At 41.7% G+C, this 25,505-nt stretch carries 37 protein-coding genes, 2 tRNA genes, 1 other RNA gene and 1 pseudogene; 21 read left to right on the plus strand and 20 right to left on the minus strand.

The genetic code is table 11. From position 1 onward, the window contains the following. The first annotated feature begins 428 nt into the window (after window positions 1-428). The 3 genes from DESRU_RS13970 (at window position 429) to DESRU_RS13980 (ending at window position 2,128) form a co-directional block, all read left to right on the plus strand. A complete protein-coding gene (locus DESRU_RS13970; protein WP_013842736.1) occupies window positions 429-644 on the plus strand; it encodes a helix-turn-helix transcriptional regulator in 216 nt (71 codons plus the stop codon). Next, window positions 631-1,074: a hypothetical protein gene (locus tag DESRU_RS13975; RefSeq protein WP_013842737.1), complete on the plus strand. Its 444-nt coding sequence runs from the start codon at window positions 631-633 to the stop codon at window positions 1,072-1,074. Before DESRU_RS13970 ends, DESRU_RS13975 begins: the two co-directional genes overlap by 14 nt. 184 nt (window positions 1,075-1,258) lie before the next feature. Next, on the plus strand, window positions 1,259-2,128 hold the full coding sequence (locus tag DESRU_RS13980) for an AraC family transcriptional regulator (protein ID WP_013842738.1): 870 nt from the start codon (window positions 1,259-1,261) through the stop codon (window positions 2,126-2,128). A gap of 113 nt (window positions 2,129-2,241) precedes the next feature. On the opposite strand, the gene DESRU_RS13985 is transcribed toward DESRU_RS13980, so the two are convergent. Next, a complete protein-coding gene (locus tag DESRU_RS13985) occupies window positions 2,242-2,490 on the minus strand; it encodes a zinc ribbon domain-containing protein (RefSeq protein WP_013842739.1) in 249 nt (82 codons plus the stop codon). Between the two features lie 153 nt (window positions 2,491-2,643). Next, entirely contained in the window at window positions 2,644-3,246 is a 603-nt protein-coding gene (locus DESRU_RS13990) for a TetR/AcrR family transcriptional regulator (protein WP_013842740.1), read from the minus strand. A gap of 157 nt (window positions 3,247-3,403) precedes the next feature. Between DESRU_RS13990 and DESRU_RS13995 the strand changes: the two genes are divergently transcribed. The 7 genes from DESRU_RS13995 (at window position 3,404) to DESRU_RS14025 (ending at window position 9,058) form a co-directional block, all read left to right on the plus strand. Then, entirely contained in the window at window positions 3,404-3,685 is a 282-nt protein-coding gene (locus DESRU_RS13995) for a metal-sensing transcriptional repressor (RefSeq protein WP_013842741.1), read from the plus strand. A gap of 18 nt (window positions 3,686-3,703) precedes the next feature. Further along, entirely contained in the window at window positions 3,704-4,756 is a 1,053-nt protein-coding gene (locus tag DESRU_RS14000; protein WP_013842742.1) for a DMT family transporter, read from the plus strand. Window positions 4,757-4,849: 93 nt separating this feature from the next. Further along, on the plus strand, window positions 4,850-5,536 hold the full coding sequence (locus DESRU_RS14005) for a FadR/GntR family transcriptional regulator (protein WP_013842743.1): 687 nt from the start codon (window positions 4,850-4,852) through the stop codon (window positions 5,534-5,536). A gap of 113 nt (window positions 5,537-5,649) precedes the next feature. Next, on the plus strand, window positions 5,650-7,311 hold the full coding sequence (gene ilvD / locus DESRU_RS14010; protein ID WP_013842744.1) for a dihydroxy-acid dehydratase: 1,662 nt from the start codon (window positions 5,650-5,652) through the stop codon (window positions 7,309-7,311). Window positions 7,312-7,414: 103 nt separating this feature from the next. Beyond that, a complete protein-coding gene (locus tag DESRU_RS14015) occupies window positions 7,415-7,726 on the plus strand; it encodes a DUF2680 domain-containing protein (protein WP_013842745.1) in 312 nt (103 codons plus the stop codon). Window positions 7,727-8,046: 320 nt separating this feature from the next. Then, window positions 8,047-8,268, plus strand: a complete 222-nt coding sequence (locus DESRU_RS14020; protein WP_187290573.1) for a DUF5316 family protein — start codon at window positions 8,047-8,049, stop codon at window positions 8,266-8,268. 358 nt (window positions 8,269-8,626) lie between these two features. Continuing rightward, a complete protein-coding gene (locus tag DESRU_RS14025; RefSeq protein WP_013842747.1) occupies window positions 8,627-9,058 on the plus strand; it encodes a MarR family winged helix-turn-helix transcriptional regulator in 432 nt (143 codons plus the stop codon). Between the two features lie 406 nt (window positions 9,059-9,464). On the opposite strand, the gene DESRU_RS20925 is transcribed toward DESRU_RS14025, so the two are convergent. Next, the gene (locus DESRU_RS20925) at window positions 9,465-9,875 is read right to left on the minus strand and encodes a hypothetical protein (protein WP_041275430.1); all 411 of its coding nucleotides are present in this window, start codon (window positions 9,873-9,875) and stop codon (window positions 9,465-9,467) included. A 1,121-nt stretch (window positions 9,876-10,996) separates the two neighbouring features. Here DESRU_RS20925 and DESRU_RS21535 point away from each other — a divergent pair. Both DESRU_RS21535 and DESRU_RS14040 read left to right on the plus strand, forming a co-directional pair. Continuing rightward, window positions 10,997-11,131, plus strand: a complete 135-nt coding sequence (locus tag DESRU_RS21535; protein WP_274376990.1) for a hypothetical protein — start codon at window positions 10,997-10,999, stop codon at window positions 11,129-11,131. A 91-nt stretch (window positions 11,132-11,222) separates the two neighbouring features. Continuing rightward, window positions 11,223-11,426, plus strand: coding sequence for a hypothetical protein (locus DESRU_RS14040; RefSeq protein ID WP_041275432.1), 204 nt, complete (start codon window positions 11,223-11,225; stop codon window positions 11,424-11,426). A 56-nt stretch (window positions 11,427-11,482) separates the two neighbouring features. On the opposite strand, the gene DESRU_RS14045 is transcribed toward DESRU_RS14040, so the two are convergent. The 11 genes and pseudogenes from DESRU_RS14045 to DESRU_RS14080 form a co-directional block, all read right to left on the minus strand. Further along, entirely contained in the window at window positions 11,483-12,034 is a 552-nt protein-coding gene (locus DESRU_RS14045) for a hypothetical protein (protein ID WP_013842749.1), read from the minus strand. A gap of 191 nt (window positions 12,035-12,225) precedes the next feature. Beyond that, window positions 12,226-12,342 carry a stalk domain-containing protein gene (locus DESRU_RS21665; RefSeq protein ID WP_273484864.1) on the minus strand — a complete coding sequence of 39 codons (117 nt, stop codon included), beginning with the start codon at window positions 12,340-12,342 and terminating at the stop codon, window positions 12,226-12,228. Next, window positions 12,336-12,656 carry an N-acetylmuramoyl-L-alanine amidase family protein gene (locus DESRU_RS21350; protein ID WP_238446443.1) on the minus strand — a complete coding sequence of 107 codons (321 nt, stop codon included), beginning with the start codon at window positions 12,654-12,656 and terminating at the stop codon, window positions 12,336-12,338. The genes DESRU_RS21665 and DESRU_RS21350 overlap by 7 nt, the downstream gene beginning before the upstream one ends. Window positions 12,657-12,728: 72 nt before the next feature. Continuing rightward, a pseudogene (locus tag DESRU_RS14055) lies at window positions 12,729-13,064 on the minus strand (phage holin family protein); the annotation flags it as partial. A gap of 153 nt (window positions 13,065-13,217) precedes the next feature. Then, a complete protein-coding gene (locus DESRU_RS14060) occupies window positions 13,218-13,670 on the minus strand; it encodes a hypothetical protein (protein WP_013842751.1) in 453 nt (150 codons plus the stop codon). Between the two features lie 141 nt (window positions 13,671-13,811). Further along, on the minus strand, window positions 13,812-14,318 hold the full coding sequence (locus DESRU_RS14065; RefSeq protein WP_041275433.1) for a hypothetical protein: 507 nt from the start codon (window positions 14,316-14,318) through the stop codon (window positions 13,812-13,814). 18 nt (window positions 14,319-14,336) lie between these two features. Beyond that, window positions 14,337-14,612 carry a hypothetical protein gene (locus DESRU_RS14070; protein ID WP_041275434.1) on the minus strand — a complete coding sequence of 92 codons (276 nt, stop codon included), beginning with the start codon at window positions 14,610-14,612 and terminating at the stop codon, window positions 14,337-14,339. A gap of 41 nt (window positions 14,613-14,653) precedes the next feature. Then, window positions 14,654-15,049 (minus strand): hypothetical protein, encoded by a 396-nt coding sequence (locus DESRU_RS14075; RefSeq protein WP_041275435.1) that lies wholly within the window; start codon window positions 15,047-15,049, stop codon window positions 14,654-14,656. Between the two features lie 20 nt (window positions 15,050-15,069). Next, entirely contained in the window at window positions 15,070-15,219 is a 150-nt protein-coding gene (locus DESRU_RS20930; protein ID WP_187290574.1) for a hypothetical protein, read from the minus strand. Further along, complete coding sequence (locus tag DESRU_RS20935) at window positions 15,219-15,422, minus strand: hypothetical protein (RefSeq protein WP_187290575.1); 204 nt, start codon at window positions 15,420-15,422, stop codon at window positions 15,219-15,221. Before DESRU_RS20935 ends, DESRU_RS20930 begins: the two co-directional genes overlap by 1 nt. After that, window positions 15,364-15,549 (minus strand): hypothetical protein, encoded by a 186-nt coding sequence (locus tag DESRU_RS14080; protein ID WP_041275436.1) that lies wholly within the window; start codon window positions 15,547-15,549, stop codon window positions 15,364-15,366. The genes DESRU_RS20935 and DESRU_RS14080 overlap by 59 nt, the downstream gene beginning before the upstream one ends. Window positions 15,550-15,670: 121 nt before the next feature. On the opposite strand from DESRU_RS14080, the gene DESRU_RS19950 reads away from it, so the two are divergent. The 5 genes from DESRU_RS19950 to DESRU_RS14100 all read left to right on the plus strand — a co-directional run bounded on the left by DESRU_RS19950 (window position 15,671) and on the right by DESRU_RS14100 (window position 18,068). Beyond that, a complete protein-coding gene (locus DESRU_RS19950; RefSeq protein ID WP_013842752.1) occupies window positions 15,671-16,084 on the plus strand; it encodes a helix-turn-helix domain-containing protein in 414 nt (137 codons plus the stop codon). Continuing rightward, the gene (locus tag DESRU_RS14090) at window positions 16,057-16,365 is read left to right on the plus strand and encodes a hypothetical protein (RefSeq protein WP_013842753.1); all 309 of its coding nucleotides are present in this window, start codon (window positions 16,057-16,059) and stop codon (window positions 16,363-16,365) included. The genes DESRU_RS19950 and DESRU_RS14090 overlap by 28 nt, the downstream gene beginning before the upstream one ends. A 195-nt stretch (window positions 16,366-16,560) precedes the next feature. Then, window positions 16,561-16,710: an ImmA/IrrE family metallo-endopeptidase gene (locus DESRU_RS21825; RefSeq protein ID WP_187290576.1), complete on the plus strand. Its 150-nt coding sequence runs from the start codon at window positions 16,561-16,563 to the stop codon at window positions 16,708-16,710. A 13-nt stretch (window positions 16,711-16,723) separates the two neighbouring features. Further along, window positions 16,724-17,104: an ImmA/IrrE family metallo-endopeptidase gene (locus tag DESRU_RS20940; protein WP_187290577.1), complete on the plus strand. Its 381-nt coding sequence runs from the start codon at window positions 16,724-16,726 to the stop codon at window positions 17,102-17,104. A 181-nt stretch (window positions 17,105-17,285) separates the two neighbouring features. Beyond that, entirely contained in the window at window positions 17,286-18,068 is a 783-nt protein-coding gene (locus DESRU_RS14100) for a tyrosine-type recombinase/integrase (RefSeq protein ID WP_041275438.1), read from the plus strand. A 156-nt stretch (window positions 18,069-18,224) separates the two neighbouring features. Here the strand turns inward: DESRU_RS14100 and DESRU_RS20660 are convergent. Together DESRU_RS20660 and DESRU_RS14105 are read right to left on the minus strand one after the other, a co-directional pair. Continuing rightward, window positions 18,225-18,298, minus strand: a tRNA-Ala gene (locus DESRU_RS20660). Between the two features lie 334 nt (window positions 18,299-18,632). After that, window positions 18,633-18,950 carry a hypothetical protein gene (locus tag DESRU_RS14105; RefSeq protein WP_013842754.1) on the minus strand — a complete coding sequence of 106 codons (318 nt, stop codon included), beginning with the start codon at window positions 18,948-18,950 and terminating at the stop codon, window positions 18,633-18,635. A 798-nt stretch (window positions 18,951-19,748) separates the two neighbouring features. Between DESRU_RS14105 and DESRU_RS14110 the strand changes: the two genes are divergently transcribed. Genes DESRU_RS14110 through DESRU_RS14120 form a run of 3 tightly spaced genes read left to right on the plus strand, consistent with a single transcriptional unit; the run spans window position 19,749 to window position 21,191 of the window. Then, window positions 19,749-19,961, plus strand: coding sequence for a BhlA/UviB family holin-like peptide (locus DESRU_RS14110; protein WP_013842755.1), 213 nt, complete (start codon window positions 19,749-19,751; stop codon window positions 19,959-19,961). Then, the gene (locus tag DESRU_RS14115; protein ID WP_013842756.1) at window positions 19,961-20,380 is read left to right on the plus strand and encodes a hypothetical protein; all 420 of its coding nucleotides are present in this window, start codon (window positions 19,961-19,963) and stop codon (window positions 20,378-20,380) included. The genes DESRU_RS14110 and DESRU_RS14115 overlap by 1 nt, the downstream gene beginning before the upstream one ends. A gap of 28 nt (window positions 20,381-20,408) precedes the next feature. Continuing rightward, entirely contained in the window at window positions 20,409-21,191 is a 783-nt protein-coding gene (locus DESRU_RS14120; RefSeq protein WP_013842757.1) for an SU10 major capsid protein, read from the plus strand. On the opposite strand, the gene DESRU_RS14125 is transcribed toward DESRU_RS14120, so the two are convergent. From DESRU_RS14125 to DESRU_RS14140, 4 genes are all read right to left on the minus strand, one after another. Beyond that, window positions 21,163-22,268 (minus strand): IS3 family transposase gene (locus tag DESRU_RS14125; RefSeq protein ID WP_143758753.1). Its coding sequence is split into 2 segments (ribosomal slippage): window positions 21,163-22,019 and window positions 22,019-22,268, totalling 1,107 coding nucleotides; the frame shifts between segments, so codons are not numbered across the junction. The two genes, DESRU_RS14120 and DESRU_RS14125, sit on opposite strands and share 29 nt — an antisense overlap. A gap of 352 nt (window positions 22,269-22,620) precedes the next feature. Next, window positions 22,621-22,696: transfer RNA gene (locus DESRU_RS14135), tRNA-Ala, on the minus strand. Window positions 22,697-22,812: 116 nt separating this feature from the next. Continuing rightward, window positions 22,813-23,160: RNase P RNA component class B (gene rnpB / locus DESRU_RS20350), an RNA gene on the minus strand. Window positions 23,161-23,304: 144 nt separating this feature from the next. After that, entirely contained in the window at window positions 23,305-23,922 is a 618-nt protein-coding gene (locus tag DESRU_RS14140; RefSeq protein WP_013842758.1) for a hypothetical protein, read from the minus strand. A gap of 302 nt (window positions 23,923-24,224) precedes the next feature. Between DESRU_RS14140 and DESRU_RS14145 the strand changes: the two genes are divergently transcribed. Continuing rightward, window positions 24,225-25,466 (plus strand): IS110 family RNA-guided transposase, encoded by a 1,242-nt coding sequence (locus DESRU_RS14145; protein WP_013841643.1) that lies wholly within the window; start codon window positions 24,225-24,227, stop codon window positions 25,464-25,466. Window positions 25,467-25,505: the final 39 nt, after the last annotated feature.

The raw sequence follows: 25,505 nt of genomic DNA on the forward strand, positions 1-25,505 counted from the left end.
CTCGTTTTTCGATAATCACAGCGTACGTCTTCACCCCTTTTTAACTCTTTTCATGTTCCATCACCTTCCCAATACATGATTGCCCCACTGGATCCTTTTTCGTGTTTCCTAGAAAATGATTGCTAACTTTTTCAGTATAGCAAAGGCCACTGAACAATTACTGAACAGATCTGAGGCCCGCACCGGCTTGAAAGGCTTTTTGAAAATACTAAAAAGAAGCCGTCTCCCATAGGATTCTTAACTTCTACATTTCTGATGTTTAAACAGATAGCAAAAGGCTGGTTCCCGAGCTTGGAGAACCAGCTTTTGCTGCTTTTAAAATCTTTAATAAAGCACTTCTTTAATAAATGTAAAGTAAACTTTACATTAAATGGTCTTTATGGTATGCTGTTAATGTAAAGGAACCTTGTCAAAATGGAGGCGATTCAATGAAAAACAAGGTTGAAGAATTTAGAAAAGAAATGGGATTAAATCAAGAGGAATTTGCCAAAAAGATTAAAGTGTCGAGACAAACCGTTAGTTCTATTGAAACGGGTAAGTATAATCCATCTTTGGAATTGGCCTTTTTAATTGCAGATTTTTTTAATAAAACCATTGAGGACATTTTTATTTATGAAAGGGGAAAAAGTAATGAAAAAAAATAATTTACTGGTTGGATTGTGCTATCTTTTGGTTGGCATTATTTGCTTAATCATTGCGTTATCATATGAGTTGGAATTCGCAAACCTATTATTTGGATTTGCAGGCGGAGGTATTTGTGGTGGATCCGTGATGATATGGAAATATTATTACTGGACAAAACCGGAAAACAAAGTGAAATACCAAGAAAAGCTAGAGGATGAAGCCATCCATTTAAAAGACGAAAGAAAAACCATGCTGCGGGATAAATCCGGAAGATATGCTTATATTATCGGATTAGCTGTAATCTCCGTTTCCATCGTTATTTTTTCAATCCTTGGCAGTTTAAACCTTATAACAAACTCTAAATTGATGATTTTATATTTAGGTGGGCTTTTAGTGTTTCAATACGTTATTGGCTTGGTTATATACAACTATCTAAGTGAAAAATATTAATTTTCCTTATTGAACGTAATGAGAAGCAAGGAGATTTGCTTCCCATTTTATCAATCCTGCACTGTTTTCATCGCCTATAAATTAGCCGCGGGTATTCCTACAAAACCATGCAAAACCGGCACCGGTAAAGTCGGATATAATAATTTAATTCTTGATACAATGCAAACAGAAGGAGGTCATGGATATGGATGGGCTAAAACAGATGAATCTGGCCATGAACTATATTGAAGAAAATTTAGCCGGAGAAATTGACCTCCAGCAAGTGGCAAGGCTTGCTTGCTGCTCGGAATATCACTTTAGGAGGATGTTTTCATTCTTATCCGGCCTGACCCTTGGTGAATATATCCGTCTCCGAAGGCTTACTCTGGCCGCATTGGAACTTCATAATCACAACATTAAAGTCATTGATCTGGCCGTTAAATATGGATATGATTCACCGGATTCCTTTACCAGGGCATTCCAAGGATTTCATGGCCTAACTCCCAAGGAGGCAAGAAGAAACGGAGCTTCATTAAAAGCTGTTCCACCAATGACTTTCCAGTTAACAATCAAAGGAGGGAATCAAATGAACTATCGTATTGAAGAAAAGGGCGCTTTTCAAATCGTTGGTATTAAAAAGCGGATGACCCTAATTTTCGAGGGGGTTAATCCGCAAATGGATTCGATGTGGCAAAGTTTGACCATGGAGGATATAAAAGAACTCAAAACAATGTCTAATATAGAACCAACGGGAATTCTATGTGTTTCCGCAAACTTTGAGGAACGGGTTGTTGAAGGTACGGAATTCGATCAGTACATCGGGGTTGCCACTACAAAGCCTACTCCGGAACACTGGAGTGTTATGCCGGTAGAGGCGTCTACTTGGGCCGTGTTTACCGCAGTAGGGGAATTTCCTAAAGCTTTACAGGACACCTGGGCCAAAATCTACTCCGAATGGTTTCCCACATCCGGTTATGAATTAACCGGCGGACCGGAGATATTGTGGAACGAAAGTAAGGATACCAGTCTTCCCAACTATAAAAGTGAGATTTGGATTCCTGTTGTAAAAAAATAAATCGCATTTATCATGTTACTCAAGACCCTTCTAGTACTCTTGAAAAACATGAGAATGGTATACGCTGTTAAAAGGAAGCGGCAGACATCTCCTCGCCGCTTCCTTTTGTGTTATTATCCGTTCTGCTTGCTTTCCCATGCAGGAAGTTTGGCCAAGGTACGAATGGCCATCTGATGGGCCGCTTCCTCATCCAGACCCTGTGTACGGATGAGAAATTTTGTAGTGCCTTCAAGCTTTTCCGGGTAAGACTGCATGGAACCATCCGGTCTCGCACAATAGATGCAGTAATCCTTGCTTTCATCCTTTAACGGATAATCAGACGGCTTGGTCATTGGCATACCGCAGGCAATGCATGTTTTCAAAGTAATTTCCTCCTTTTATCTTAAGCATTTTCATAAGCTTCCAATGCGGTAACGGGACAATAGGCTATGTCCTTTGCAGCGGCGCGGTCATTGTTTAACAAAAATGGTTTATAACACGGTGAAAGATTAATAGGGCATGATCCTCCCTCCTTATTACTTTTCTTCCGGTGACCTTTGAATTAACTTGCTATAATTGTCAATCAGCGTTTTACCATATCGTTTTATTACATGTCCTTCCGGAGCAAATAAGTCGCTGTTGGCAAGATAATAATGCACCAGTCCTACCCACATATTAAAAAGCAGATGGGTGGGGATATCAATACCCCTGCCCCTTTGTCTTTCACGTTCAGCAACCTGACTAAAATGAAAGGATATGGCGGATTGAACCGAAACCCAAACATCTCTTGCGGCAAGGGGCAACAATCGGTTTTCTATCACCAGCCGGGTATAAAATGGTTCAAACTCCATAATTCCCGCCAAATGGGCTGCTAAAACCTCCTCCATATGCTCGCAGGAATCCGCAAGTTCATGGGTGCGTAAAGCAATTTTTCTTCCGTAGGTTTCAATCACCTCGGTAATCAACACTTCCTGCGTTCGGAAATGGGCAAATACGGTGCCGTGAGAAACGCCGGCAGCCTGTGCAATGTCCGACATGCGGGTATTCATGATGCCGCGCTGGGCAAAGACCTCAAAAGCCTTTTCCAAGAGCGCTTCCCTGGTTTGTTCCTTTTGTAATTGCCGGTTAGTTTTTTTCATTTTATTGACTCCATAATCATTGATTCTTTAGTCATTATAAATTAACCAAATAATTTTGTCAAACATTGATTTTCCAAATTTGGAATGCTATAATCCCCTTATCCCCCCCAGGGGGATAAGGGGATGCTTTTACCCAAGAAAATAAGGAGGGTCTAATATGAACGAGCATCACCACCATGCCCATGAAAATACAAAGCTGATTATCAACAGGCTTTCACGAGCCATTGGTCACTTGGAATCCGTAAAAAAGATGGTGGAAGACGGTAGAGAATGCAGTGAAATTTTAATACAAATTGCGGCTGTAAAATCCGCTGTCAACAATATTGGTAAACTAATTCTCCAGGATCACATCAGTCATTGCATCGTCAACGCGGTTGAGACAGGGGACAAAAAAGTTTTAGATGATTTAAACCGCGCTATTGATCAATTTATTAAATAGCGCAAAGGAGAGGTTGTTTTGAAACCAAAAACTCAGCCCGCGATCTTTTCAGCAATACTGGCGGCCGTACTGTTTGGCGTCAGTTCGCCCGTTTCCAAAATGTTACTCACGGAAATACCACCGGCATTGATGGCTGCGCTGCTTTACCTTGGTGCAGGAATCGGTATTTCCTTCATTAGCCTGTTGAGACAGGTAAGGGCCCGAGAACAAAGGGAAGCCAAGATTACCAGAAAAGAAATTCCCTTTGTTTTGGCAATGATTGTTTTGGACATAGCCGCCCCGGTTTTTTTAATGGTAGGATTGACCCTGACCACGGCCGCTAACGCCTCCCTTCTGAACAATTTTGAAATTGTAGCCACTTCCCTGATTGCTCTCTTTCTCTTTAAAGAATCCATCGGCAGACGGCTCTGGATTGCCATTGCTCTCATTACCCTATCCAGTATGATTTTATCCGTGAAGGATTTGCACAGCTTTTCCTTTTCCCTTGGCTCAGTGTTTGTCCTGCTGGCTTGTATCTGCTGGGGTTTTGAAAACAACTGCACAAGAATGCTGTCGTTAAAAAACCCCATGCAAGTAGTCATTATCAAAGGCTTTGGCTCCGGCCTCGGTTCATTATTGATTGCCTTATGGCTAAAGGAGCAACCTGGGCCTATGGGGTATATCCTGACGGCACTTTTACTGGGCTTTTTTGCCTATGGGCTCAGTATTTTCTTTTATGTTTCCGCCCAAAGAGAACTGGGCGCCGCAAGAACAAGCGCTTATTACGCCATTGCGCCCTTTGTTGGTGTTGGATTCTCCTTTCTCCTGTTAAGGGAAACGCCTACGGCCTCCTTTGGGCTGGCTCTGCTGATCATGATTGCGGGTGCTTACTTTGCTTCAACGGAAAAGCATGAACACATCCATGCACACCCGTTTATATCCCATGAGCATCGACACAGCCATGCCGACGGGCATCACCATCATGTGCATGATGAGCCTGTAACCGGAGAACACAGCCACCTGCACACCCATGAAGAACTGGTGCATGTCCACAGCCACACACCGGATATTCACCATGTCCATGCCCATTAAGTGCTGTGTCCCATCGGGACATCAGACATCTTGTTTGAAAAATGATGTCTGCAGAGTATAATAGAGTTAATCTTTTTATAGGGAGGATCCCCTGTGACCAAAAAAGGAAGAACTCTTGCTGAAAATGTGGCGGACGAACTTCTAGCCATGATTACCATTGATAAAAAATTTAACTATGGAGACAAGCTCCCCAATGAAAATGAGCTTTCTGCGGATTTACAAGTGAGCCGCACCACCCTGCGGGAGGCCATTCGTATTTTAGTCGCTCACCATGTTTTAGAAATTAAACGGGGAAAAGGAACCTATGTAAAAAACAACCGGGAGTTAAACGAGGAGTTTAGTTTAAAGGGGCTTTCCACCTTCCCCATGGATGTAAAGGACTTATATGAGATGCGTCTGATTTTTGAGCCGCAATCAGCCTATTATGCCGCAAAGCGTGCGACAGACAAAGAGCTTGAGCGTATTCTGTATTATGGCAGACTGGAAGAGGAACAGATTTTGAAAAAGGAAGATCGGACCGAGGCTGAACAGGCCTTTCATAAAGCCATTGCCAAGGCAACCCATAACGAGTTTATGAACCGGCTGATGCCCATCCTTTACCAGGCCATTGACAAGGGGGTCCTTTTATCTGACACCAATGAAGAAATAGTGCAGAATACTTTGCATGACCACCGGATGATTATGGAGTTTTTATCAAAACGGGATGCGGAAGGAGCAAAAACCGCCATGAAGCTGCATATCCTTCACGCCATGAGGGGCTTTGGAATTACAGAAGAATAATTTTTAACCCGGGCTGTTTTCAGTAATGAAGACAGTTTTTTATTGACATAAGACATCATACAACCTATATTATAATTAGACAACATTTATTTTTGTAGTGAGGTGCTTAAATAATGAACAGTGCCGTAGTAACCCAAAGTGCCCCCAAACGGGCATTATTCCACGCCCTGGGGTTGACCCATGAGGAAATGGCAAGACCGTTGGTCGGCATCGTCAGTTCCCAAAACGATGTAGTCCCAGGACATATGAATCTGGATAAAATTGTGGATGCGGTAAAGCTGGGGGTGGCCATGGCCGGGGGAACTCCCCTTGTCTTCCCCGCCATCGCCGTATGTGACGGCCTGGCCATGGGCCATCAGGGAATGAAATATTCCCTGGCCACTCGCGAGTTGATTGCCGACTCCACTGAAGCCATGGCACTGTCCCATGCCTTCGATGCTCTGGTCATGGTTCCGAACTGTGATAAAAACGTTCCGGGGTTGTTAATGGCTGCCGCGCGATTGAATATCCCCACCCTATTTGTCAGCGGCGGGCCAATGCTTGCAGGTAAAGTGGATGGTCAAAAAATCAGCTTTTCCAGTGTTTCAGAAGCAGACAGCGCCTTCCAGGCCGGCAAAATTTCCAGGGAAAAACTATTGGAATTTGAACACAAAGCCTGCCCCACCTGCGGTTCCTGTTCAGGCATGTATACGGCCAACAGCATGAACTGCCTGACAGAGGTGCTGGGGATGGGGCTGCAGGGCAACGGCACCATTCCGGCAGTTTATTCGGAACGCATTCAGCTTGCAAAACACGCAGGCATGCAGATAATGGAACTGCTGAAAAGGAATATCCGTCCCAGGGATATTCTGACCGAGGATGCTTTTAAAAATGCCTTAACCCTGGATATGGCCTTGGGCTGCAGTACCAACAGCCTGCTGCATCTGCCTGCCATCGCTCATGAATGCGGCATGGAATTAAATCTTGATCTGGCCAATGAAATCAGTGACAAAACGCCGAATCTCTGCCACCTGGCGCCTGCCGGACCTACCTATATCGAAGATCTGCACGAAGCCGGCGGTATCTACGCCGTGATGAATGAGGTCAATAAATTAGGCTTGCTCAATACCGATTTGATGACCTGCACAGGCAAGACGGTTGGGGAAAATATTGCAGGCTGCATCAATAAAAATAAGTCGGTCATCCGGCCTGTGGAAAATCCTTATAGCCAAACAGGCGGAATTGCAGTATTAAAAGGAAATCTGGCTCCCGATTCCTGTGTTGTCAAGCGTTCTGCCGTTGCCCCCGAAATGCTGAAACATCAGGGCCCGGCCAAAGTATTTGACTGTGAAGAAGATGCCATGCAGGCAATTCATTCGGGCAAAATTACCTCAGGCGATGTTATTGTAATCCGGTATGAAGGCCCGAAAGGCGGGCCGGGCATGAGGGAAATGCTAAATCCTACCTCTGCCATTATGGGATGCGGACTTGGCGAAAGCGTCGCACTGATTACCGACGGACGATTCAGCGGGGCAACCAGGGGCGCGGCTATCGGCCATGTTTCTCCTGAGGCAGCGGTTGGAGGCAATATTGCTTTGATTGAAGATGGAGACATGATCCAAATTGATATTATGGCCAATGAAATTAACTTTATCATCAGTGATGGCGAACTGGAAAAACGCAGGGCAAACTGGCAGCCAAGAAAGCCTCAAATCACAACCGGATACCTTTCCAGATATGCTGCCTTGGTTACGTCCGGAAACAAAGGCGCCGTTTTAGAAATTCATAAGCAATAATACAAAAACAGCTAAATATCACAAAAATGTTAAACTTCCGTGACAGGATTGTAAAAGCGCCTTGGTATATTTAAGTCAACAAATATTACGGAGGTGCCGAAAAATGAAAAAATTTTTAGGGATGATGCTGGTACTGGCCATGGCGGTCATGTTTGTGGTTCCGGCCTTTGCTGCCGACACCAGCGACAACAACAGTGCCAAAAGCTGGTTTCAGCAAATGTTTGATTTCCACAAAGCACAAGTGGACCAGGCTGTGAAAGACGGGCAACTGACGGAGGAACAAGGTAAGGCTTATAAGGAGCAATTTAATCAGATGTATCAGTTCCACCAAGAAAACGGTTTTGTTTGCCCCATGGGCGGCCCCGGCTACGGCATGGGATATGGCCGGAATATGATGAACGGTTATAGCTACTAAATCAGTTTACCCCGGCTAATTCCGGGGTTTTCTTTGTTTTCAGATCCTCTGTAATACTCATTTTATATTGTCATAAAGACTTCTGCATGATAAAATTCACTAAATAAATTTCAATCATCAGCAGGATATTTACTAAAGTGAATAATTTAGATCGTGTACACAAGAGACGACAGCATAAGTAGGCGTCTTTTTATTTTTCTAGGTGGTTCCTGGTCATTTGTATGTGTAAATGAATATCCTCGGAGAGGGGTTTTTAAATGAAGATATACCTTCTCATTGGAATAGCCATCCCCCTTTTTATTGCCCTCCTATTTCGCTCTATGGACGCATTGATCAACTATTCTTTTTATATGGGTCTGGCCTTTTGGTTGATCTCCGGGCTTATTAACGGCGGTGCGGCAGGTAGTGGAGATAGAATACGAGCCCATTATCACGCCACTCCGAATGCCGACCGGGCGGAACGTTCCAAATGGGCCGGTAAATTTTTTTATTTGGGTCTTCCCGGTATGGTGATTGGCATTATTTATTTGTTCAAAGGATGATGGATTAAATCAAAATATTATCCAAAGGATTTAATCTTCCCAATCGGCACCACGTAGAATCCAGGGCAGCCCAGCGCAAGGCAAAAGCCTGATCTCCTTGCTATTTATTTTTTAAATTTAATGTTACTTTAATGTTCATCCGTTAAATTAATAATTGATCGACTTCTCATCACCTCCGTTTTAGGAGGCGCCGTCCTGCGGCGCCTCTTTTTTATGGAATTTTTGTATGTCGTCGTAGGTAGTTCGTGCGCAATAAACTCAAAATATAGTAAATAAAAATTTACTATATTGCGTTTTTAAAATTGATTTTTCACATTAATAGTAATATAATTATTACTATCAAGAAAGGAGCTTGTAAATGAACGAAAAAATTGCCAAAGAATATATTGCTTTGCTGCCGAATTTATTTAATAGTTTTAGCGAATTGAACAGGGATTCAATAGAGTTATCCCATATGCAAAATCATGTAATTGAGTTTATGTATATGCAACAAAGAGCTTTGAATCTTAAAGAAATCAGCTCCGGTTTAGATATAGCAAAACAGCAGCTAACCAATATCATTGGTGATTTAGAAGTGGGGGGCTATGTGGTGAAAGTGCCTGATACTAAGGATCGACGCGCAGTCTTGGTGTCATTGGCGCTTGCAGGTAAAGAAATTGTAGATAAAAAATGGACGGGAATTTATCAAAAGTTTAGTAAAAATTTAACTAAATTAAGTGATGAAGAGAAATTGGATTTAAATTTTGCCCTTCATAAAGTGAATGTATTGTTGAAAAAGATGGAGGATTAAAAGCATGAGTCAAAGAGAGCGAGTTTCAATCATGAGTATAGGCGTGGTTATTGGTCTAGTGTTAGGTGTAATCTTTAAAAATATGTACCAATGTCTAGTTACCGGCATCCTAGTATCCTCGGCCATTACAGTAATGTTAAGCCGACAAGCTAAAAAAGCAAATGGCAAGTGAATTAAAGGCTAATCCTAAACAGCTTGGCTTAATTAAAAATTATTATTGCTATATTTATAAATCTAACGGCTATTTTAATACTCCTTTAATGTTTGGCATATAAACTAGTAAATGTGTCCAGCCTTTTTATACCATACCTCCATTTTGGGAGGCGCTGCCCCGTGCAGCGTCTCCTTTTTATGTGCTAAATACCTACTTTGGGGCTTGTTACTGATGTATCTGATGAAGGCTATACTATTGAGGTTGCGATTTAACGAAAGGATTTATTTTTTCGCAGATAAAAACTCCTACAAGTACAGATAAGATATCTACCATCGTTCTTATAATCAGATCCGTAATATTTGATTCGAATACTAAAGTTACAAAAAAATTAAAGAAAAAAAGATTTATACCAAAAACCACCATACTGAAAAACAATGCTTTCATCATCGAAGATTCTATCTCAATACCTGACCTGAGCAGCAAATACATTATTCCCAGCCAAATGCCTGTTACAACCGTCCATATCATTGTTCCGAACGGATTAGTCGTAAAAGAAGAATCAATATGAACCGCCTTATAGCTAAAAATCCGCAGTACCAGGAAGCATCCAGGGATCGTTACTAACGCTACTACAGGGTTAAACCTTCTATATTCCTCCCCCAATCCGTCGGAGTCTCTAGCAACGAACTTCCCTAATAGCAGTCCTAAAAATATAAGTGATATTCCATCTACTGCTGGATAGGCTAATCGTTCCTCAATGAGGCGTTTGAAACATGAGGTAAAGGCTCAAACAAATACGCAACCCACATCAGGCAAAATAAAATTCCAAACAGCAACCCCTTTTTAATCCTTGTTCCAGGCAGACCATGCTGTATCCTAACGAATACTGCCGCTAGTAAAGTATAGGTAATCAGTGCAAAAATTATAAATGAGGGAATTAACAGACCCTTTTTAACGATTATGCTTGGGGGAAACGAGATACTATCGCTTGAAGGGATAAAAGGCTGTAGGATTACTCTAAATATGGTTGCCGATAAAGCGATTAAAAATAGTGTTAACCATTGGTTTTTGTTAATTTTAAATAACATGAATTTCAAAACCGCCTTCAGTCTATCTTAGAAAATCTCAAAGATATTTTTGTCTTCAGTCTTCCATAATATTAATCGTAATGCACATTTTTGCAAAGCAGTTACTTAGGACATTACATAATCATTTTATCATTTAAAATTTATCACACCCTTGCTACCAAATAAGGTACTTTTGTTTTCAACTTTTAATCATTAATTATTTGTTGTGTATATTAGAAATTATTTAAAAAACAAAAACCAAGGCTTCAGAAGAAATCTCTGAAGCCTTGGTTTTTCTGGTGGAGATAAGCGGGATCGAACCGCTGACCTCTTGAATGCCATCAGAGTAAAACACTTATTTTCCAAGGGTTTTTATGCTTTTTTTCTGAACCGATTCTGAACCGTCACCTTTTTGCCACCCTAAACTGCAATGTATTCGCTACTTGAAAAAGGGCCGAATCCAAATTTGGATTCGGGGACGATCGCAAAAGCAGAAACAGCCCCGGCACTTATCAGAGTTGCCGGAGAATACTTTAAATAGGGTTGGATCTGAAGCAAGTTGTAACATTTAAAACTAAATAACCATATTATACCATTGTAAGGTCGCTGCCGCTGTGTAGTAACCATCCCCCAAAGCAAACTCCTAGCACTTCGGCCGGGGTTTGCTTTTTCTCTTGTAACACTTCTTATAATTTTCCATATTATGGAGTATCCTATATGAAAGGAGAATGTGTAATGGGATATGGATTTGGCGGCGCTTGCGGTGATAGCTGTGCTTTCATCGTATTCTTAATTCTTATCCTGCTGCTTCTCGGAGGCCACGGCTTTGGTGGATATAGTGCAGAGAAGTAAAGATCGAAACCCCTGGATATCTCCAGGGGTTTTTGGTTTGAAGTCTTTCTCCAGTAGCCGCTATGGGCATACTACCCCATGGGGTGATCTCATGGATTGCGAAAGGTGCCGACACCTATATCAGGTACAATGGGGCCGCAGATACCGCATGGCCTGTCTGGAGGGGATACATATTCCACGGGAGTGGGAAAGGCCCATTGACGGTGAACGGCTGGCGCTCCTGCTTGGGTTCGGCATGGGGAGGGTGTTTGATAAGCCGGCGGAGAGGTGTCGGAAATATGTCCGGAAAGAATAATAGCCCGGACCTACAAGAGATCCGGGCTTGGTAATATTATTGATATTCTATCAAGTTTATTCAGTTACCTCTTCAGTTAATTCGGCAATTTCATCTTGAGTTAGTTCAGATATCTCAGCTCCCTCTTTTGAAGTATATACTCTTGAAACATTAAGACTGAAATTATATGGTTCTGTAGGAGTGCCACTAATTAATTCAACCTGAAAATAGTAAGGTACGTTGTATGCTAGAGTAAAATCAGAAAGAGATTCTTGTGAAGCATTTGTAGATGTAACATGACCCCATTCAACCATATTATTATCATATATAGTATATTTATATGTGCATCCAGGCACCCCAGTAAAGTTAGAATAAGCAATTACTGCAGGATAGGTAGCATCGGTAAGCCTAATTTTATACCAATCTTGTAAATCGTTCGAATTACAAGTTCCATATACATTCAGATTATCGTAATATGGATATTTAAAACTCTTACTACTAGCGCTTGTCTGCGTATTATTAGGCTCACCTTCCTTTACTGGTTGCATATATGCGAAAGCAGACGTAGCAAATAGACCCATAAGCAATATAGTTGATAATAAGGTAGCTATTGTTTTTTTGAATTTCATTTAGATACACCCCTTTAAATAAAAATTCTAATTACATCTATCCTCCTTTAGTTTTAATTTTATATATAAATAATTATAATATCTCAATAATATAATTCAATAAATCATTGTGTCGAATTGTGTAATTATCTAAATAAAAAATTTTATACTAAATTAAAATAAGCCCCCACCTCACGACAGGGGCCATTCACCTATACTATTCTCACTGTCTTTGTCTTTTCATTCCACTCCACCGTCCTGCCCAAGGCTTCCGCCAATGCCCGCGCCGGGGCGTAGGACCGATCATCCACCAGAATACCTGTTAACACCTATTTGCGGTTTTGATCCCCCGATCCGACCGGAGCAAGGCAGATATCACACACTCATGTACTGCCTTAGCCAGCCCATTGCCCTGTATACTCCCTGGATAGTGATAGGTTTCCGTGCCTTTGGCGGTCTTATCGGTGGCACTGTTGCAGTGGATGGATACAAAGACATCTGCCCCAGCCAGGTTGGCCAACTTGGCCATGGCGGAGAGGTCGGCACTAGTGGTGCTGCCAAGGGCTATATCGCTGTCTCGGGTCAACCTCGCGTCGATGCCCGCCCCCTGAAGCACTTCAGCCACCAATTTGGCTACCGCCAGGGTGACCGCTTTCTCTTGTAGTCCGGTAGGGCCACAGGCTCCCCTCCGTGCCCGGGGTCAATCATGACGATTTTAGGCATTGGGACTTCCTCCTTTACTCCTTAGTACTTCAACCGCCTGCCGAAGAACAGGAGGAACATATACTAGTCCGGTCCTGCCAGCATTCTCAATGATGCTCAATGCCTCATTTGCAATAAAGCACCAGGTAACCCCATCCCTCACCATATCACCCTTCCCAATGGCCATATCAACCAAATGGGCCGTGGCTACAAGCAGAAGATTAATACCTTCTTGGCCAACCCTTAAGCCCACTGAACTGGAAAGTTTCCCCTCAATGCCGGCTGCCAGAACTCCGTTAATGTAATCCAGAACAACAATGCCAACCAATACAATAATCAATGCTGACCACCCCCAAAGAAATAAGAGGCGGCAGCTCCGCTGACACCCGCAATACCGGTGTAAATTTTACTCCAATCCATATTCTTCTACCCCCTTTTAATAGGCATAAAAATAACGCCCATAGGGCGCTATTAAAATTACATATATTTTTATAAGTTTATCTTACGGCAATAGTCTCAATATTAAGTACTCTCCAGTAGTTACGGCAGAGTCTCTACCATCAATTTTTACACGAAAATCCCCCGCCTCCGCTTTCGGAAGAATATTTATGACCGGATGAATTGCAATGGTATCTACAGAGGGAGTTGTATTGGTCATCGTTATCTCAATCCTAGAGTTAGTAACGTATCGGTATTCCGCATCTTCAATTATTGTCTTATCTTGATCGAAGCTTAGACTATTAGGTAGACTAATAATAAAAATATTGCCATCCACGAAATCATTTGAAAAAGCACTGTCCTCTTGAATCGTGATTGTCCCTAGCTCAACATTTTCACTGGAAAGTGGCACAGACACAACTTCACTAATTAAATTGTTAGAATATCCAAAAGCAGTAGCACACATTGTTAAAATACTTATGATTGTAACAGCAATAATCAAACAACTTTTTTTCAATTGATTCTCCTCCTTATTTTTTAATAAATAACTTAAGTTCACCTCCTTATATTTTTTATTCTTAAGCTTCAATATAAAACAAAAATTTCCTTTAGCGGTTATTAATAGATTATATCGAAGATGCCCTTGAATATGAAAAAACTAAATCCCCTCTCTTTTCAACGCCTTTCGGGCGACATTTACACTCTGTTTATCCAGCGCGTTCAGGGCTGCCCGTTTTCTCTCGGGCGTCATGGTGCGGTTATTCTGAATCTCCCGTTCCTTCTTCCGTAAATCCGATTCCCCCAGCCGGGTTCCCAACTCCCCGTATTCTGTCAGGGTGCGGAGAAGATTGATATAGTTTTTGGGATTAAAGGACAGGGCTGCAATGTTCTTGGCGCTCTTTCGCATGAGCTGCCGGAGGTTCCTTTGCAAATACTCCCGGTCCAGGCTGACCAGGGTGGACATAGCCCCTCCGGAATTCATCCATTGCCAGTACACTTCATCCTTCTTCACCGCATGAAAAAGTCCCCGTAAGGTATCCACCACGGGGACAAAGCCGTATTTGGAATTCACAAAGGCGGAAAACTGATCTCGAACCATGTTTCGGACGGGGAAGTCCGGCGACAGTACTGCCCCGGCCCGAAGGGTACTGGCCGGAAAAGACAAGCAGCTTTACCACCGTACTCATGCTTTCCGTATCCAGCGCCAACATGGCCCGGTAGAGGTCCGGCTGCAGTTGATACTGTTCCGGAGGCCGTTGCGGTAGATGGTCAACACGTTTTCCTTGGCGGACCGGTTGCCGCCCACCTTCTCAATGAGCCAGCCCATTCCTTCGTGCTTCTCGGCCAGTTCGGCCAACTGCCGGCCTACTTTGTTTTTCTCTGCCAGTTGCGTAAACAGATAGGTGTTTTTGACGATGGACTCCAGGGGATCAATGATATCTCTTTGACTGCCTTTCATCCTTTTAATTGTATTCTTTAGGTTGGTATACCCCTTCCCAGTCAGAAAGCCCGGGGCCGCTTCCGGGTTCTCCGGAAACTCCCGGTAAAAGGGTACGAGTTAGGACATTTCTCCCGCATGGCCTTCACGGACTGAGGCGTCATTACTCTGGCCTCGACCAATTGGTTTAGAACTGCATCCTGGTATTTAACTAAATCCTCCAACGTCTGCCGGTACTGAAATGGGGCACCAGCCGCCACCGCATCGGCATCCTCTTTTCGAATGCCGGTGGACATTTTCTGGGTGTTGATCTCCTGGGCATGCTTGGCTACAATGTACCGACGGAACCCGGCTAAATCCTTCTCCACCGGTCTTAGGATTTCTTTGAGCCCCTTGCCTACTTTATTCCCCGCTCCATCCAACACGCCATAATTGAGGAAGGTTTCCGCTTTTTCCACCCAGCCCCGGGCCGTTCTGGCTAGCTCAAAGGGGCTTTCCGCTGCCGGAGGGTTTTCTCACTGAAAGAGATCACGCCATCCACTCTTGCTTCGGGTGATTGGTTATACCAAGCTTCAATGCCCTGCCGTGCCTGCTGCAGTACTCTATGAATATCTTTATTTTGCGCCATTACCCCTTCAAAGGCCCGGTAATAGCCGGGGCCAATCTCGCCGCCTGGACGGTGTTGGTCAGGTACAGCCGCATAAACTCCGCCACCCCTCGGCCCGGACCTGCTCGGGTGTGTACGAGGACCGGGAAGAAGCCCGTCCCAGCTTCATGAGTTCCACACATCATGGACCGGGTTCTGCAGCCCCAGCCGTTTATCCAGAACATGCCCCACCTCGTGGGCAATGGTGGGCAGGTCGTTGGCCGTCCGGCTGCGGATCACCTCGGGACGGGTCTTGAATACGCCCAGGACCTGGCCGCCGGCAGTGGGATAACGCCCAGTACCAATGGGCACCTCCAGCTTTTCCTTGAGAAGCTTCCAATATCACTGCGCTTGACTGCTCCTTGGGCAGATGAACCGTAACCAGGGCCGCCCCGGGAAATTGGATAGTATAAATTAGACCGGGGGCTATTTTATGAATTTACTGCATCGGATAAAGGCATTATGTGATGGGAAAAATGTATCAATAGCTAGGCCCGAGCAAGAAACAGGTCTAGCTAACGGCAGTATTAGAAGATGGGAAAAAGCCGTTCCCTCAGCAGATAGACTGCAGAGAGTGGCAGAGTATTTTAACGTATCTATGGATTATTTACTCTACGGTTTCGACAAAGCAGAATTGACAACAATAGTTAACTTAATGCGATACCGGAGATCTATAAAAGAATTCGCAAAAGATACTGGCATAGATGAATTTTATCTAAATAGACTCTGCTCGGGCGTTGAATACAAACAGCCTCCTGTTGATGTGATTTTGAAGATTGCAACTAGTAATAATAACAATTGGTGGCCAGTGCTGAAGCATTGTTTAAAGCAGCAGGATACGATCTAAAAGAGACAAGTGCAGATTTACTAGAGGATATCCCCCTAGAATTATTACATCACTATCAAGAGCAAGGTATGACCGAAACTGAAATGGCTATAGCCTACGTGAAATTTAGAACTGCTGAATTCAAAGATGCTATGGGCGAACCAATACCCTCCCCTGCTATAACCACGAAGGATGAAAAAGACATAGCTATTAGGCTTGAGCAGTTAGAGGTTGATCTTGCCAACCAGCAACTCTTATGCTGTCTGGCGAAGTCCTGGACGACGAAACGAGAGAACTACTAAAGAGTGCCCTGGAGCACGCAGTAAAGGTAAGTAAACTTAAAGCAAAGAAAAAGTTTGACCCTACAAAAAATAAATAATGCGAGGTGGGTTGAGTTGGAGATTAAGGAGATCGTAAAGTCTTTAGTCAGAAAATATAAAACCAACAACCCATTTGAGATTTGCAGGTAAAAGGATATAGACATTCATTATGTCCCATTGGGTTCACTTGATGGTTTTTATACGGAGAGTTTTAGGATTAAAACAATTTACATCAACGAAGGCATTAACGATAAGCAAAAAGAAATAGTTTGTTCACACGAGTTAGGGCATATAACCCTTAAGCACAAACAAACTATTTTTGTCTAATAATACTTTTTTCGTGATAAACAAATATGAAATACAAGCAGACAAGTTTGCTGCAGAGCTATTAATTTCAGATGAGATATTAGAGGATTTAAAGCATTGCGATATCTATCAAATTTCTTCCGCTCTGGAATTACCTTTATCGTTAATTAGGCTAAAGCTGATATGGCAAAAAAATTTTTTATCTTGCAAACCAAACATACATTCCGTAACTGAGGATTGTATGTCTTTCATCTACTGCTCTCGTGAGTTGCCACCAGGTGCAGCTTTCTGCGCATACTGCGGTAAGAGGCAAATCAAAAAGGCAAAGTCTACCAAACTAGCAAACGGCGAAGGTAGCGTTAGAAAGTTACAGAATGGGTCGTGGCTTGCTGAGGTAGTGTTGTGGTATTACTAGGACGAAGAAAAAGACTGCATGAAACCAAAAACAGTTTCTAAGTCCGGGTTTACGAAAAAGCATCTCGCCTCCGATTATATCCCTACACTCCGGGATGAGGGTTACAAGAAATGGGGTAAAGCACCGCCCGGTAAGGGAAAAACTAAGCCAGTAAAAAGGCCGGAAACCTTTGCGGAAGTGTATGAGGGCATGGCTGCCGACACATAGAGCAGGCAAATCCACAATAGGCAACTACAAGGCTGCCTACAAATATTTTGCACCTGTTCACGATCAAAAAATGGACGATATATATGTAGATGATCTGCAGGAATGCATAGACGATTGCCCGAAAGGCAAGCGGACGAAGGAGAACATGAAGGCTCTTTGCGGCCTGGTTTATAAATATGCTGTACCGCGCCAGTACGTAGCTAAAGATCTGATCCTATCCCAATACTTGGTTATAAACGAAAAAGCCGCAGAGAGCCGTAGAACAGGACTTACTATGGAAGAGTTGGAACGGCTGCGGCAGATCATCGGCACCGTGCCATATGCGGATTACGCCTACTGTATGTGCTACCTCGGATTCCGTCCCAGCGAATTCCTTGACCTTCAATTTGAGCATTACAATCGGGCCGAAAGATACTTTACCGGTGGGGCAAAGACTGAGGCTGGAAAAGATCGAATCGTCCCGGTCTCTCCAAAAATACAGAAGTATGTTGATGCACTCATAAAGGACAAAATTGGCGGCTATGTATTTTGTGATCAGAACGGCGGCCGATTTAATCTACGCCGGTTCCGCGAGGATTACTTTGCGCCGATTATAGAAGCTATCGGGATCAGTCGTGAAGAACGAGAAGCACGCCTGCTCACGCCACACTGTTGCCGCCACACATTTGCTAACCTAATGAAAAATGCGTCAGGCGCAGACAAGGATAAGCTTGCTCTAATTGGACACACCACTGACGAAATGTTACGGCACTATTAAGATGCCGACTTAGCAGGCCTAAGAAAAATAGTAGACGCGTTGTAGAATTCTGAACCGATTCTGAACCGTTAAGTTTTTTGGGCATTTTAGGGCATTTCCCAAGAAAACAAGAAACCCTTGGAATCTCAATGATTCCAAGGGTTTCATCAAATTTTCTGGTGGAGATAAGCGGGATCGAACCGCTGACCTCTTGAATGCCATTCACAAGGTATCCCCATTATCACAATCCCTTATTTTTCAAGGGCTTACGCCATTTCCAATCAAGTATTCTAAGCACAATTAAGATGTCATTTCCACTGTATTTTTATTATAATTTATACCTCTTGACAGTACAATAATCTATACCAAAATAAGAAAATAAAATAAGTATAAAACCCTGATTTATCTCTCATAAATCCTCAAATACTCTCCTATGTTTTGCTACCCACCTAAAATGTTTAAAATTAGCATAAAACTTTATCTGGAATGTTAACCTGATCTTGTTCTGGCTCTGACTATTGGTTGTGACACTGAGTGACACAAATAGGAAACTGATATAGTTTACTCATGGCTTCTCCACTTCCTTTAAAAATCCGCTGTAATATCTAATTTATCGCCATTTTTATAGTGGATCAATATTTGACCGCCTGTCTGCCCTGGCATATTGGTGTAATCAAGAAAGTCAATTTCTTCTATATTAGAAGATTTAAAGATTTTGGAGTAATGTGCTTCTTCATCTTGTTCACAAAAATGTATTTCTCCATTTTTGTAGAGTACCAATTCGATGTTATTAAATGTTGCTGGAGAAATTCCATTCTCAGTTTCATGGGTTACTGTAACACATCTTCCATTAATTCTTTCCTCAAATACCTCTTGCATTTCCTCTAAAGTAATTTTTTTCATAGTAGATTCTCCTTGTTTAAATTTTAATTAATACTATATCTATATTTTACTACACAAACCAGACCATATCAATAATAATTATAAATAAATTATTAATATAATTTGTATGTTAATATTTATATTATTAATATGTAAAATATAAAATTCAAAGTATAAAGTTAATCATTCAAATATTACCAATACACAATTAAAGTATAGTAGTCTATCAAATAATATTATCATAATACTATTATAATTTTATTTTAAATGATAATAAACAAATTATTAAAGCCATCCAATAATCGTCAAAAATATTGTGATGAGTGTGCAAGAAAAATACATAATGAAATTAAAAAGAAAACATGGCATAAAAATAAAGACAGATATAGGTTGCTAGACAAATAGAAACTTCTCTTAAACCCTTGATTTACAAGGGTTTTCTCTATTTTAAAAATAATAAAAATATAAAATAAAATGGCTATAAATATAGTAGATTCAAGTGTTTAATGACGATTTTGCTATTAAAAAAGATAATACTCTTTAAGGGAGAGATAAGTCCAAGTTTAGAAACTCCACTTTAATAATATAAATATAAAAGATTTTCCCCGGCGTTTTTGTTCATTTTAGACCAGATGTTAACATCAAAGTCACATTAAGTACATTCCATTGAGTGTATTTACTGTGACTTTTGCTTTTTGGGGAAGTTGCAATCTATACATAGAACTAGAGAGGTCTATCCCTCTCTTTTATATTTTTTTATTAAAATTTTTGAATGAAAAAGATTTATTTATCAAATCTAAAGCAAAGGAGTGATTTAAAATGGATTTTTCGCAAGAATTAATTAAAGTAGCAGTATCAAATGGTGTATTTTGCTTGCTGTTTGTTTGGCTAATGATAAATGAACGCCATGATAGCAAAACAAGAGAAGATAAATTAGTTCAACAATTAGAAAATAATACAGAAGCAATAAAATCCCTAAGGGACTTGATTCTGTTTAACATAAAATCAAATTCTAAGGAGGAAAATAATTAATGGAGTTTACAGAGGAACAACAAAATTACATAAACAAATTAATTACTGATGAAAAGGAAAAATGGGTTAACGATGAACTAGAGCCAATTAAAGCCCAGGTTAAGGAATTAGAACAATATAGACCCAAGATAAAATCAGATCAAGAAAAAGCATTAGAGCAGAAGGAAATTGAATTATGGCAAAAGGAGAAAAACTTAATACTCAAGGAGAATGGTCTGCATGAATTTGCGGACTTTTTTGTTGCCACAAACATTAAACAACTAAACAGAGATATTGAAAAACTCAATAAGATCCTCGAAGTCAAAAAATTTAATAATTCTTATGTTCCTGATGGTCACAAGGGAAAAACAGATTCTTACACCCAAGCCAAGAAAAACAATGACACCTTTGGCATGGTGAAAGCATTATTCAGCAAGTAAAAATAAAAATTAATGGAGGATGATATTAATGTTTACACAAGATAAGTTTGTTGCAGGTCAATCTATTGATATGAAAGACGTTTTGATTCAAACTACCCCTATTCTAACTCCCTTTACCACTATGTTGCTTCCAAAGACAGTAAAAGCCGAAAATGTAACGCTTAACTGGATTGAGGAAGCAATCAACGAAAATGCCGCAGTAACACTCGGAGAAGGTGCAGATGCTCCTAACCCTGTAGATGATACTCTCTCCCTTATTAGTAACCATTGTGAGTTGATTGGGGTTACTGCAACTGTTTCTAATACTGCCCAAGCCACAACTGCAAAGGGTATCTCTGATTTACTTGCTCATGAAACCATAAAAAAAACTAAGGCAATAAAAATGAAAATGGAAAATATCTTAATCAATGGAACCAAGGGATATACTTCTGCAACTAAAACCTATACCACTGATGGCATTTTGGCACAAATTAACCCTGCCAACCAAGTAAACAATACCTCCTTCACTAAAGCAAAATTTGAGGAAGTTGTTGGCAAAATGTATGATGCAGGCGTTAATGATGAAATGATATGTTTCCTTCCTGCACAAATGAAAATTTCATTAAACAGTTTTAGTAATGTTGAATTTTTGGCTAGAGATATGTTCCTTGGCTTTGACACTGAAAGATATGTTACTCCTTACGGTATCGTAACCTTCGTATTATCTGAGAAATTAAACAACAAATTATTTATCGTGAATCCTAATGACCTGCCCCCAGGTTTTGTACCACAGGGGATGTTAGTCACGAAATTTGTTCACAGGTTTTTTTAGCCAGATCTGTAGCATATTCTACTGGTGTTTTGTTGCTCAGTCCGCTATGTGGACGAACTGTATTGTATTCATGACGCCACTCTTCAATAATTCGACGAGCCTCACTTACGCCTCTGAACCAGTGTTCATTAAGGCATTCATCTCGGAGTTTTCCATTAAAGCTTTCTACATGGCTATTTTGCATTGGTTTACCGGGGTCTATAAACAGTTGGATAACCCTATGTTCATAAGCCCATTGATTCAAGGTCAGTCCTGCAAATTCAGGTCCGTTATCAGAGAGGATTTCTTTGGGATAACCTCTGTAAATAGCAATTCTATCTAGTACTCTTGTCACACGCCGTCCTGTTATTGAAGTATCCACTTCGCTGGCCAGACACTCTCGAGTTGCTTCATCAATCACTACAAAAACTCTAAATCGCTGCCCAGTTGCTGTTGAGTCACTAACAAAATCCATAGACCACCTTACATTCGGTTGAGGCGTAACTGTGGGGGGGCGGCCCCTTCCAGAGAGAACACGTTTTCTTTTGCGGCGACGGACAGCGAGTCCAGCAAGCCGGTATAGCCTATATACTTTCTTGTGGTTAACTTTCTGTCCTTCACGCTGAAGTAAGGCATGGATTCGTCTATATCCAAAGCGACGCCACTTAAAGGCAAGTTCAGATATTCTCGTTTTCAATGCCTCGTTCTCTTCTGAAGTAGAAGGAACATATCTATGACTGGAGCGTCCGATACCAACAAGCCTGCACGCTCTGCGTTCACTCATACCAAAAGTATCTTGGAGTTCTTTAACAAGCTTTCGCTTGCGAGCAGGCTTTACTTGTTTTTTTCAATAACCCACTTTAGAGCCTGGTTGTCGAGGGTTAGTTCACCTACGAGTAGCTTAAGTCTGCGGTTTTCCTCTTCCAACTGCTTAAGTTTCTTCGCATCACTTGCTTCCATTCCGCCGTATTTAGATTTCCAGCGATAAAAGGTTTGTTCGCTAATGCCATGTTGCCGAAGAATGTCAGCTACCGGCATCCCATTCTCATGGGAGTTAAGTATTCCAATGATCTGCTCTTCGGTGAAACGTTTTCTCATAACTGTCCCCTCCTGACTTAGTTATACTACATCAGGACTAACATTTCCTTTGGACCAGTTTTCGGGGAGCAGGTCACTGCTGGCAGTATTCTAAGAACTTGTCTAGCATTAACTTGTACCAATCAATGCTGTTAGAAGTTAGATTTTTGGATTCACAATACATGAGGAAATAATTTACCAATTCTTTGTTAGTCATTCTTTACCACTCCCTAGTTTTTATTTAGTGGTAAATGACATTTTAATTGTTTAGAAATGGTGAGAATTAAGAGATAATATTTTTACACCCAATTAAGAGGTAAATAGAAAAAGAGTTCAGAAGTAAAATACCTCTGAACCCTTGAGAAATAAGGTTTGGTGGAGATAAGCGGGATCGAACCGCTGACCTCTTGAATGCCATTCAAGCGCTCTCCCAGCTGAGCTATACCCCCGGATGATTTGGTTGACCGGATTTCTCCGACGAAAATTATTGTAGCACAAGATGATAAAGTACGCAAGTCCTTGATGCCATCAATTTTTTAAATAAGTTAGACATTGGTCAAACTACAGCCGTAAGCGAGATTCTGTTTCAGTAGTCATCTATCTAAGGAGATGCCCTCTCCTTCCTCGCCGGGGCGAGGTGCCCCTACCCGCGGGTGGCAAACGCCCCCGCCTATTTGGGTTGCACGCTGGTGGAGTTTACCCTTGCACTCACCGGTCGCCCGGTGACTTTGTTTCTGTGGCACTTTAAGGTTACCGGCAACTCAAGGAGTTGCTTTCACCGTCGTCAGGTCGCCCTGCCCCGGCTTACACCGGGCACCATTTTACATCCGGACTTTGCCTTTGGGCATTGTCGGATGTGCGTGTCTCGACTTTCCTCTGCTTCGTTTTTGCGAAACAGCGACTACTCGCTGTACTTTGACTTGTCTAATTGCCGCAGTTTCCTGCGGCGTTATACATTATACTATAATTTCGCAAAAAAGCAAGCAGCTTATGGCTGCTAAATCAGGATATAATCCCCAGACCTCAATCATATATTTTTACAAAACCATCCGCTGAATTATTTGGTCAGTTTTACTTTCATGCAGCCAATAATTAAATTCTCATCCACATAACGGTCACCGGCCTGAGTTAATTTAATCCAATCGGAAGCATGAACGAAAAATTTTTCGCCGCTTCGCTGAATCATTTCTATCTCTTCGAGGGTTTGGATTTCGGACTTTAGCACGTCTCTTCCGGTGTTCATCTTAGCGGCCAGGTTAGCGACACTAATGGCCATGCCCGGTTCATATTTTTCCTGTTCAAAAAGGCATTTTAGCAGATGGTCCTGAATGGTTTCCGGGCTGTGATAAAGAGAGACTTTTTTATAGGCCTTCCAGAGTTCCAGTTCTCCGTTGGTTACTTTGGGCCAGAAATCAATTTGCGGAATGGAATCTGTGAGAATATAAATGGTTTTGGTGAGGTCCCGGTCAGGAGCTTTAAACAATAGGTATTTTAACTTTCCCAGTACCACCCGATCGATTTCCCTCCGGCTGATGGTTAAAAACTGATCGCTAACGTAAGCGGTGGACAGTTCATTATTAACGTAAAAGCTCACTTGTACACCCGGTACCGGTTCATCAGCCACATTGCTATTAATCATTTTCACTTCGTAAGGATTAATCAGCGCTTTTTTCATTTATATAGTCATACCTTTCGCTTCGCTCAAGGCACAAAACGTAATGAAATACGTTGGTTTTGAACGATTTTTTTATTATTCTAAACTCCTAGGGATAACAGTTAACTACAAATCACGAGGAGGTGAGTGGGTTGCTCCATTCTGGAGTGACCGCATTTATATATGTGTGGATTGCCTTTCCAAGCACAAATAAGTGTGTCTTCGAGCACGCAGACTTATCTTTGTTTAAACATTACTCGTTTATTGCCAGGCAATCAGTCAATGCTGTTTATCCCTGCAATTCTTTGAAAGGAGTTTCCCCTATGGCTTTAAAGATCGTTTACCAAGTCTGTTGTGGTATTGATGTCCACAAAACCTTCGTAGTTGCTTGTATTGCTACTACCAACAAAGGGGTTACCACCTACAAAAGCCATCGCTTTTCTACTTACACAAAAGGTCTGCAAGAGCTGTCACAGTGGCTTTGTAAAAACGACTGCAAGGATGTTTGCATGGAATCCACAGGAAAGTACTGGATTCCCGTGTTTAATGTTCTTGAAGACTCCTGCAACATCGTCCTAGCTCATCCTAAATACGTCAAAGCTATCCGCGGTAAGAAGACTGACAAAAAAGACGCTAAATGGATTGCTGACCTATTCAAGCATGATCTTGTAGCCGGAAGCTTTATGCCTCCTCTTGCAATCAGGCAGCTTCGTGACCTTATGCGTTACCGCTTTAAACTGACTAACTTTATGTCAAGCGAGAAAAACCGTCTGCAAAATTCTTTAACCGTATCCAATATTCAGCTTGGAAATGTTGTTTCTGATACCTTTGGCAAAAGTTCTATGAACATCATTAACAAGCTTTTGGAGAATCCTTTGGACAATAATTTCGACATAGAACCACTCGTTCACGCTTCTATGAAGGAGAAACTTCCTGAATTAGAACTGGCCATTGACGGTTTTATCACGCCTGAACAAGCTGAAAAACTTAAGGTAATTAAGCGGCACTACAAAGATCTTGAGTCACGAAAAGCTGACCTGGAAAAAATTATCCTTTCTCTTTCGGAGCCCTACACCGGTCAAATTGACCTGATCTTAACTGTTCCGTCCTTTAAGAACATTTTTTCAGCCATCGCAGTGATCTCAGAAATAGGTGTTAATATGGACGTGTTCCCGACAGCTAAGCATCTTTGCTCTTGGGCAGGGCTTACACCTACGAATAACGAAAGTGCTGGAAAGAAAAAATCAGTAAGGATTTCAAGAGCTGGCTGTTATATTAAGCCGCTTCTGGTACAATGTGCAACCGCTGTAGTTAAAAGCGAGAAGCATCCTGAAATCCGCAACCGCTATTTGAGACTTAAGCAACGTCGTGGTCATAAAAAGGCGATTATTGCTATTGCGAGAATGCTTCTTACCGCTATTTACAACATCCTGAAAAAGAAAGAATCGTATAATGCTGAGTTATATAGAAAGGCAGATGTTCTTCCAGTAAGCCGCGAAATCACCGTAGAACAAGCGATTATTTTGGCTAGAACACAAGGTTACCGGATTCGCGCTGCTTCTTGATTTTTGCAAAATCCAGATCTTTTTTAGTCATCAACCGAT

This window comes from Desulforamulus ruminis DSM 2154 (genome assembly GCF_000215085.1).
Taxonomy (GTDB): Bacteria; Bacillota; Desulfotomaculia; order Desulfotomaculales; family Desulfotomaculaceae; genus Desulfotomaculum; species Desulfotomaculum ruminis.

Coding starts and splice junctions, on each gene's coding strand:
- DESRU_RS13970 (WP_013842736.1), top strand. CDS start 429: ATGAAAAACAAGGTTGAAGAATTTAGAAAAGAAATGGGATTAAATCAA.
- DESRU_RS13975 (WP_013842737.1), top strand. CDS start 631: ATGAAAAAAAATAATTTACTGGTTGGATTGTGCTATCTTTTGGTTGGC.
- DESRU_RS13980 (WP_013842738.1), top strand. CDS start 1,259: ATGGATGGGCTAAAACAGATGAATCTGGCCATGAACTATATTGAAGAA.
- DESRU_RS13990 (WP_013842740.1), bottom strand. CDS start 3,246: ATGAAAAAAACTAACCGGCAATTACAAAAGGAACAAACCAGGGAAGCG.
- DESRU_RS13995 (WP_013842741.1), top strand. CDS start 3,404: ATGAACGAGCATCACCACCATGCCCATGAAAATACAAAGCTGATTATC.
- ilvD (WP_013842744.1), top strand. CDS start 5,650: ATGAACAGTGCCGTAGTAACCCAAAGTGCCCCCAAACGGGCATTATTC.
- DESRU_RS14015 (WP_013842745.1), top strand. CDS start 7,415: ATGAAAAAATTTTTAGGGATGATGCTGGTACTGGCCATGGCGGTCATG.
- DESRU_RS14020 (WP_187290573.1), top strand. CDS start 8,047: ATGGACGCATTGATCAACTATTCTTTTTATATGGGTCTGGCCTTTTGG.
- DESRU_RS14025 (WP_013842747.1), top strand. CDS start 8,627: ATGAACGAAAAAATTGCCAAAGAATATATTGCTTTGCTGCCGAATTTA.
- DESRU_RS21535 (WP_274376990.1), top strand. CDS start 10,997: ATGAAAGGAGAATGTGTAATGGGATATGGATTTGGCGGCGCTTGCGGT.
- DESRU_RS14040 (WP_041275432.1), top strand. CDS start 11,223: ATGGATTGCGAAAGGTGCCGACACCTATATCAGGTACAATGGGGCCGC.
- DESRU_RS14045 (WP_013842749.1), bottom strand. CDS start 12,034: ATGAAATTCAAAAAAACAATAGCTACCTTATTATCAACTATATTGCTT.
- DESRU_RS14070 (WP_041275434.1), bottom strand. CDS start 14,612: ATGAAAGGCAGTCAAAGAGATATCATTGATCCCCTGGAGTCCATCGTC.
- DESRU_RS20930 (WP_187290574.1), bottom strand. CDS start 15,219: ATGGCGCAAAATAAAGATATTCATAGAGTACTGCAGCAGGCACGGCAG.
- DESRU_RS20935 (WP_187290575.1), bottom strand. CDS start 15,422: ATGTTCTGGATAAACGGCTGGGGCTGCAGAACCCGGTCCATGATGTGT.
- DESRU_RS19950 (WP_013842752.1), top strand. CDS start 15,671: ATGAATTTACTGCATCGGATAAAGGCATTATGTGATGGGAAAAATGTA.
- DESRU_RS14100 (WP_041275438.1), top strand. CDS start 17,286: ATGAGGGCATGGCTGCCGACACATAGAGCAGGCAAATCCACAATAGGC.
- DESRU_RS14105 (WP_013842754.1), bottom strand. CDS start 18,950: ATGAAAAAAATTACTTTAGAGGAAATGCAAGAGGTATTTGAGGAAAGA.
- DESRU_RS14110 (WP_013842755.1), top strand. CDS start 19,749: ATGGATTTTTCGCAAGAATTAATTAAAGTAGCAGTATCAAATGGTGTA.
- DESRU_RS14115 (WP_013842756.1), top strand. CDS start 19,961: ATGGAGTTTACAGAGGAACAACAAAATTACATAAACAAATTAATTACT.
- DESRU_RS14120 (WP_013842757.1), top strand. CDS start 20,409: ATGTTTACACAAGATAAGTTTGTTGCAGGTCAATCTATTGATATGAAA.
- DESRU_RS14140 (WP_013842758.1), bottom strand. CDS start 23,922: ATGAAAAAAGCGCTGATTAATCCTTACGAAGTGAAAATGATTAATAGC.
- DESRU_RS14145 (WP_013841643.1), top strand. CDS start 24,225: ATGGCTTTAAAGATCGTTTACCAAGTCTGTTGTGGTATTGATGTCCAC.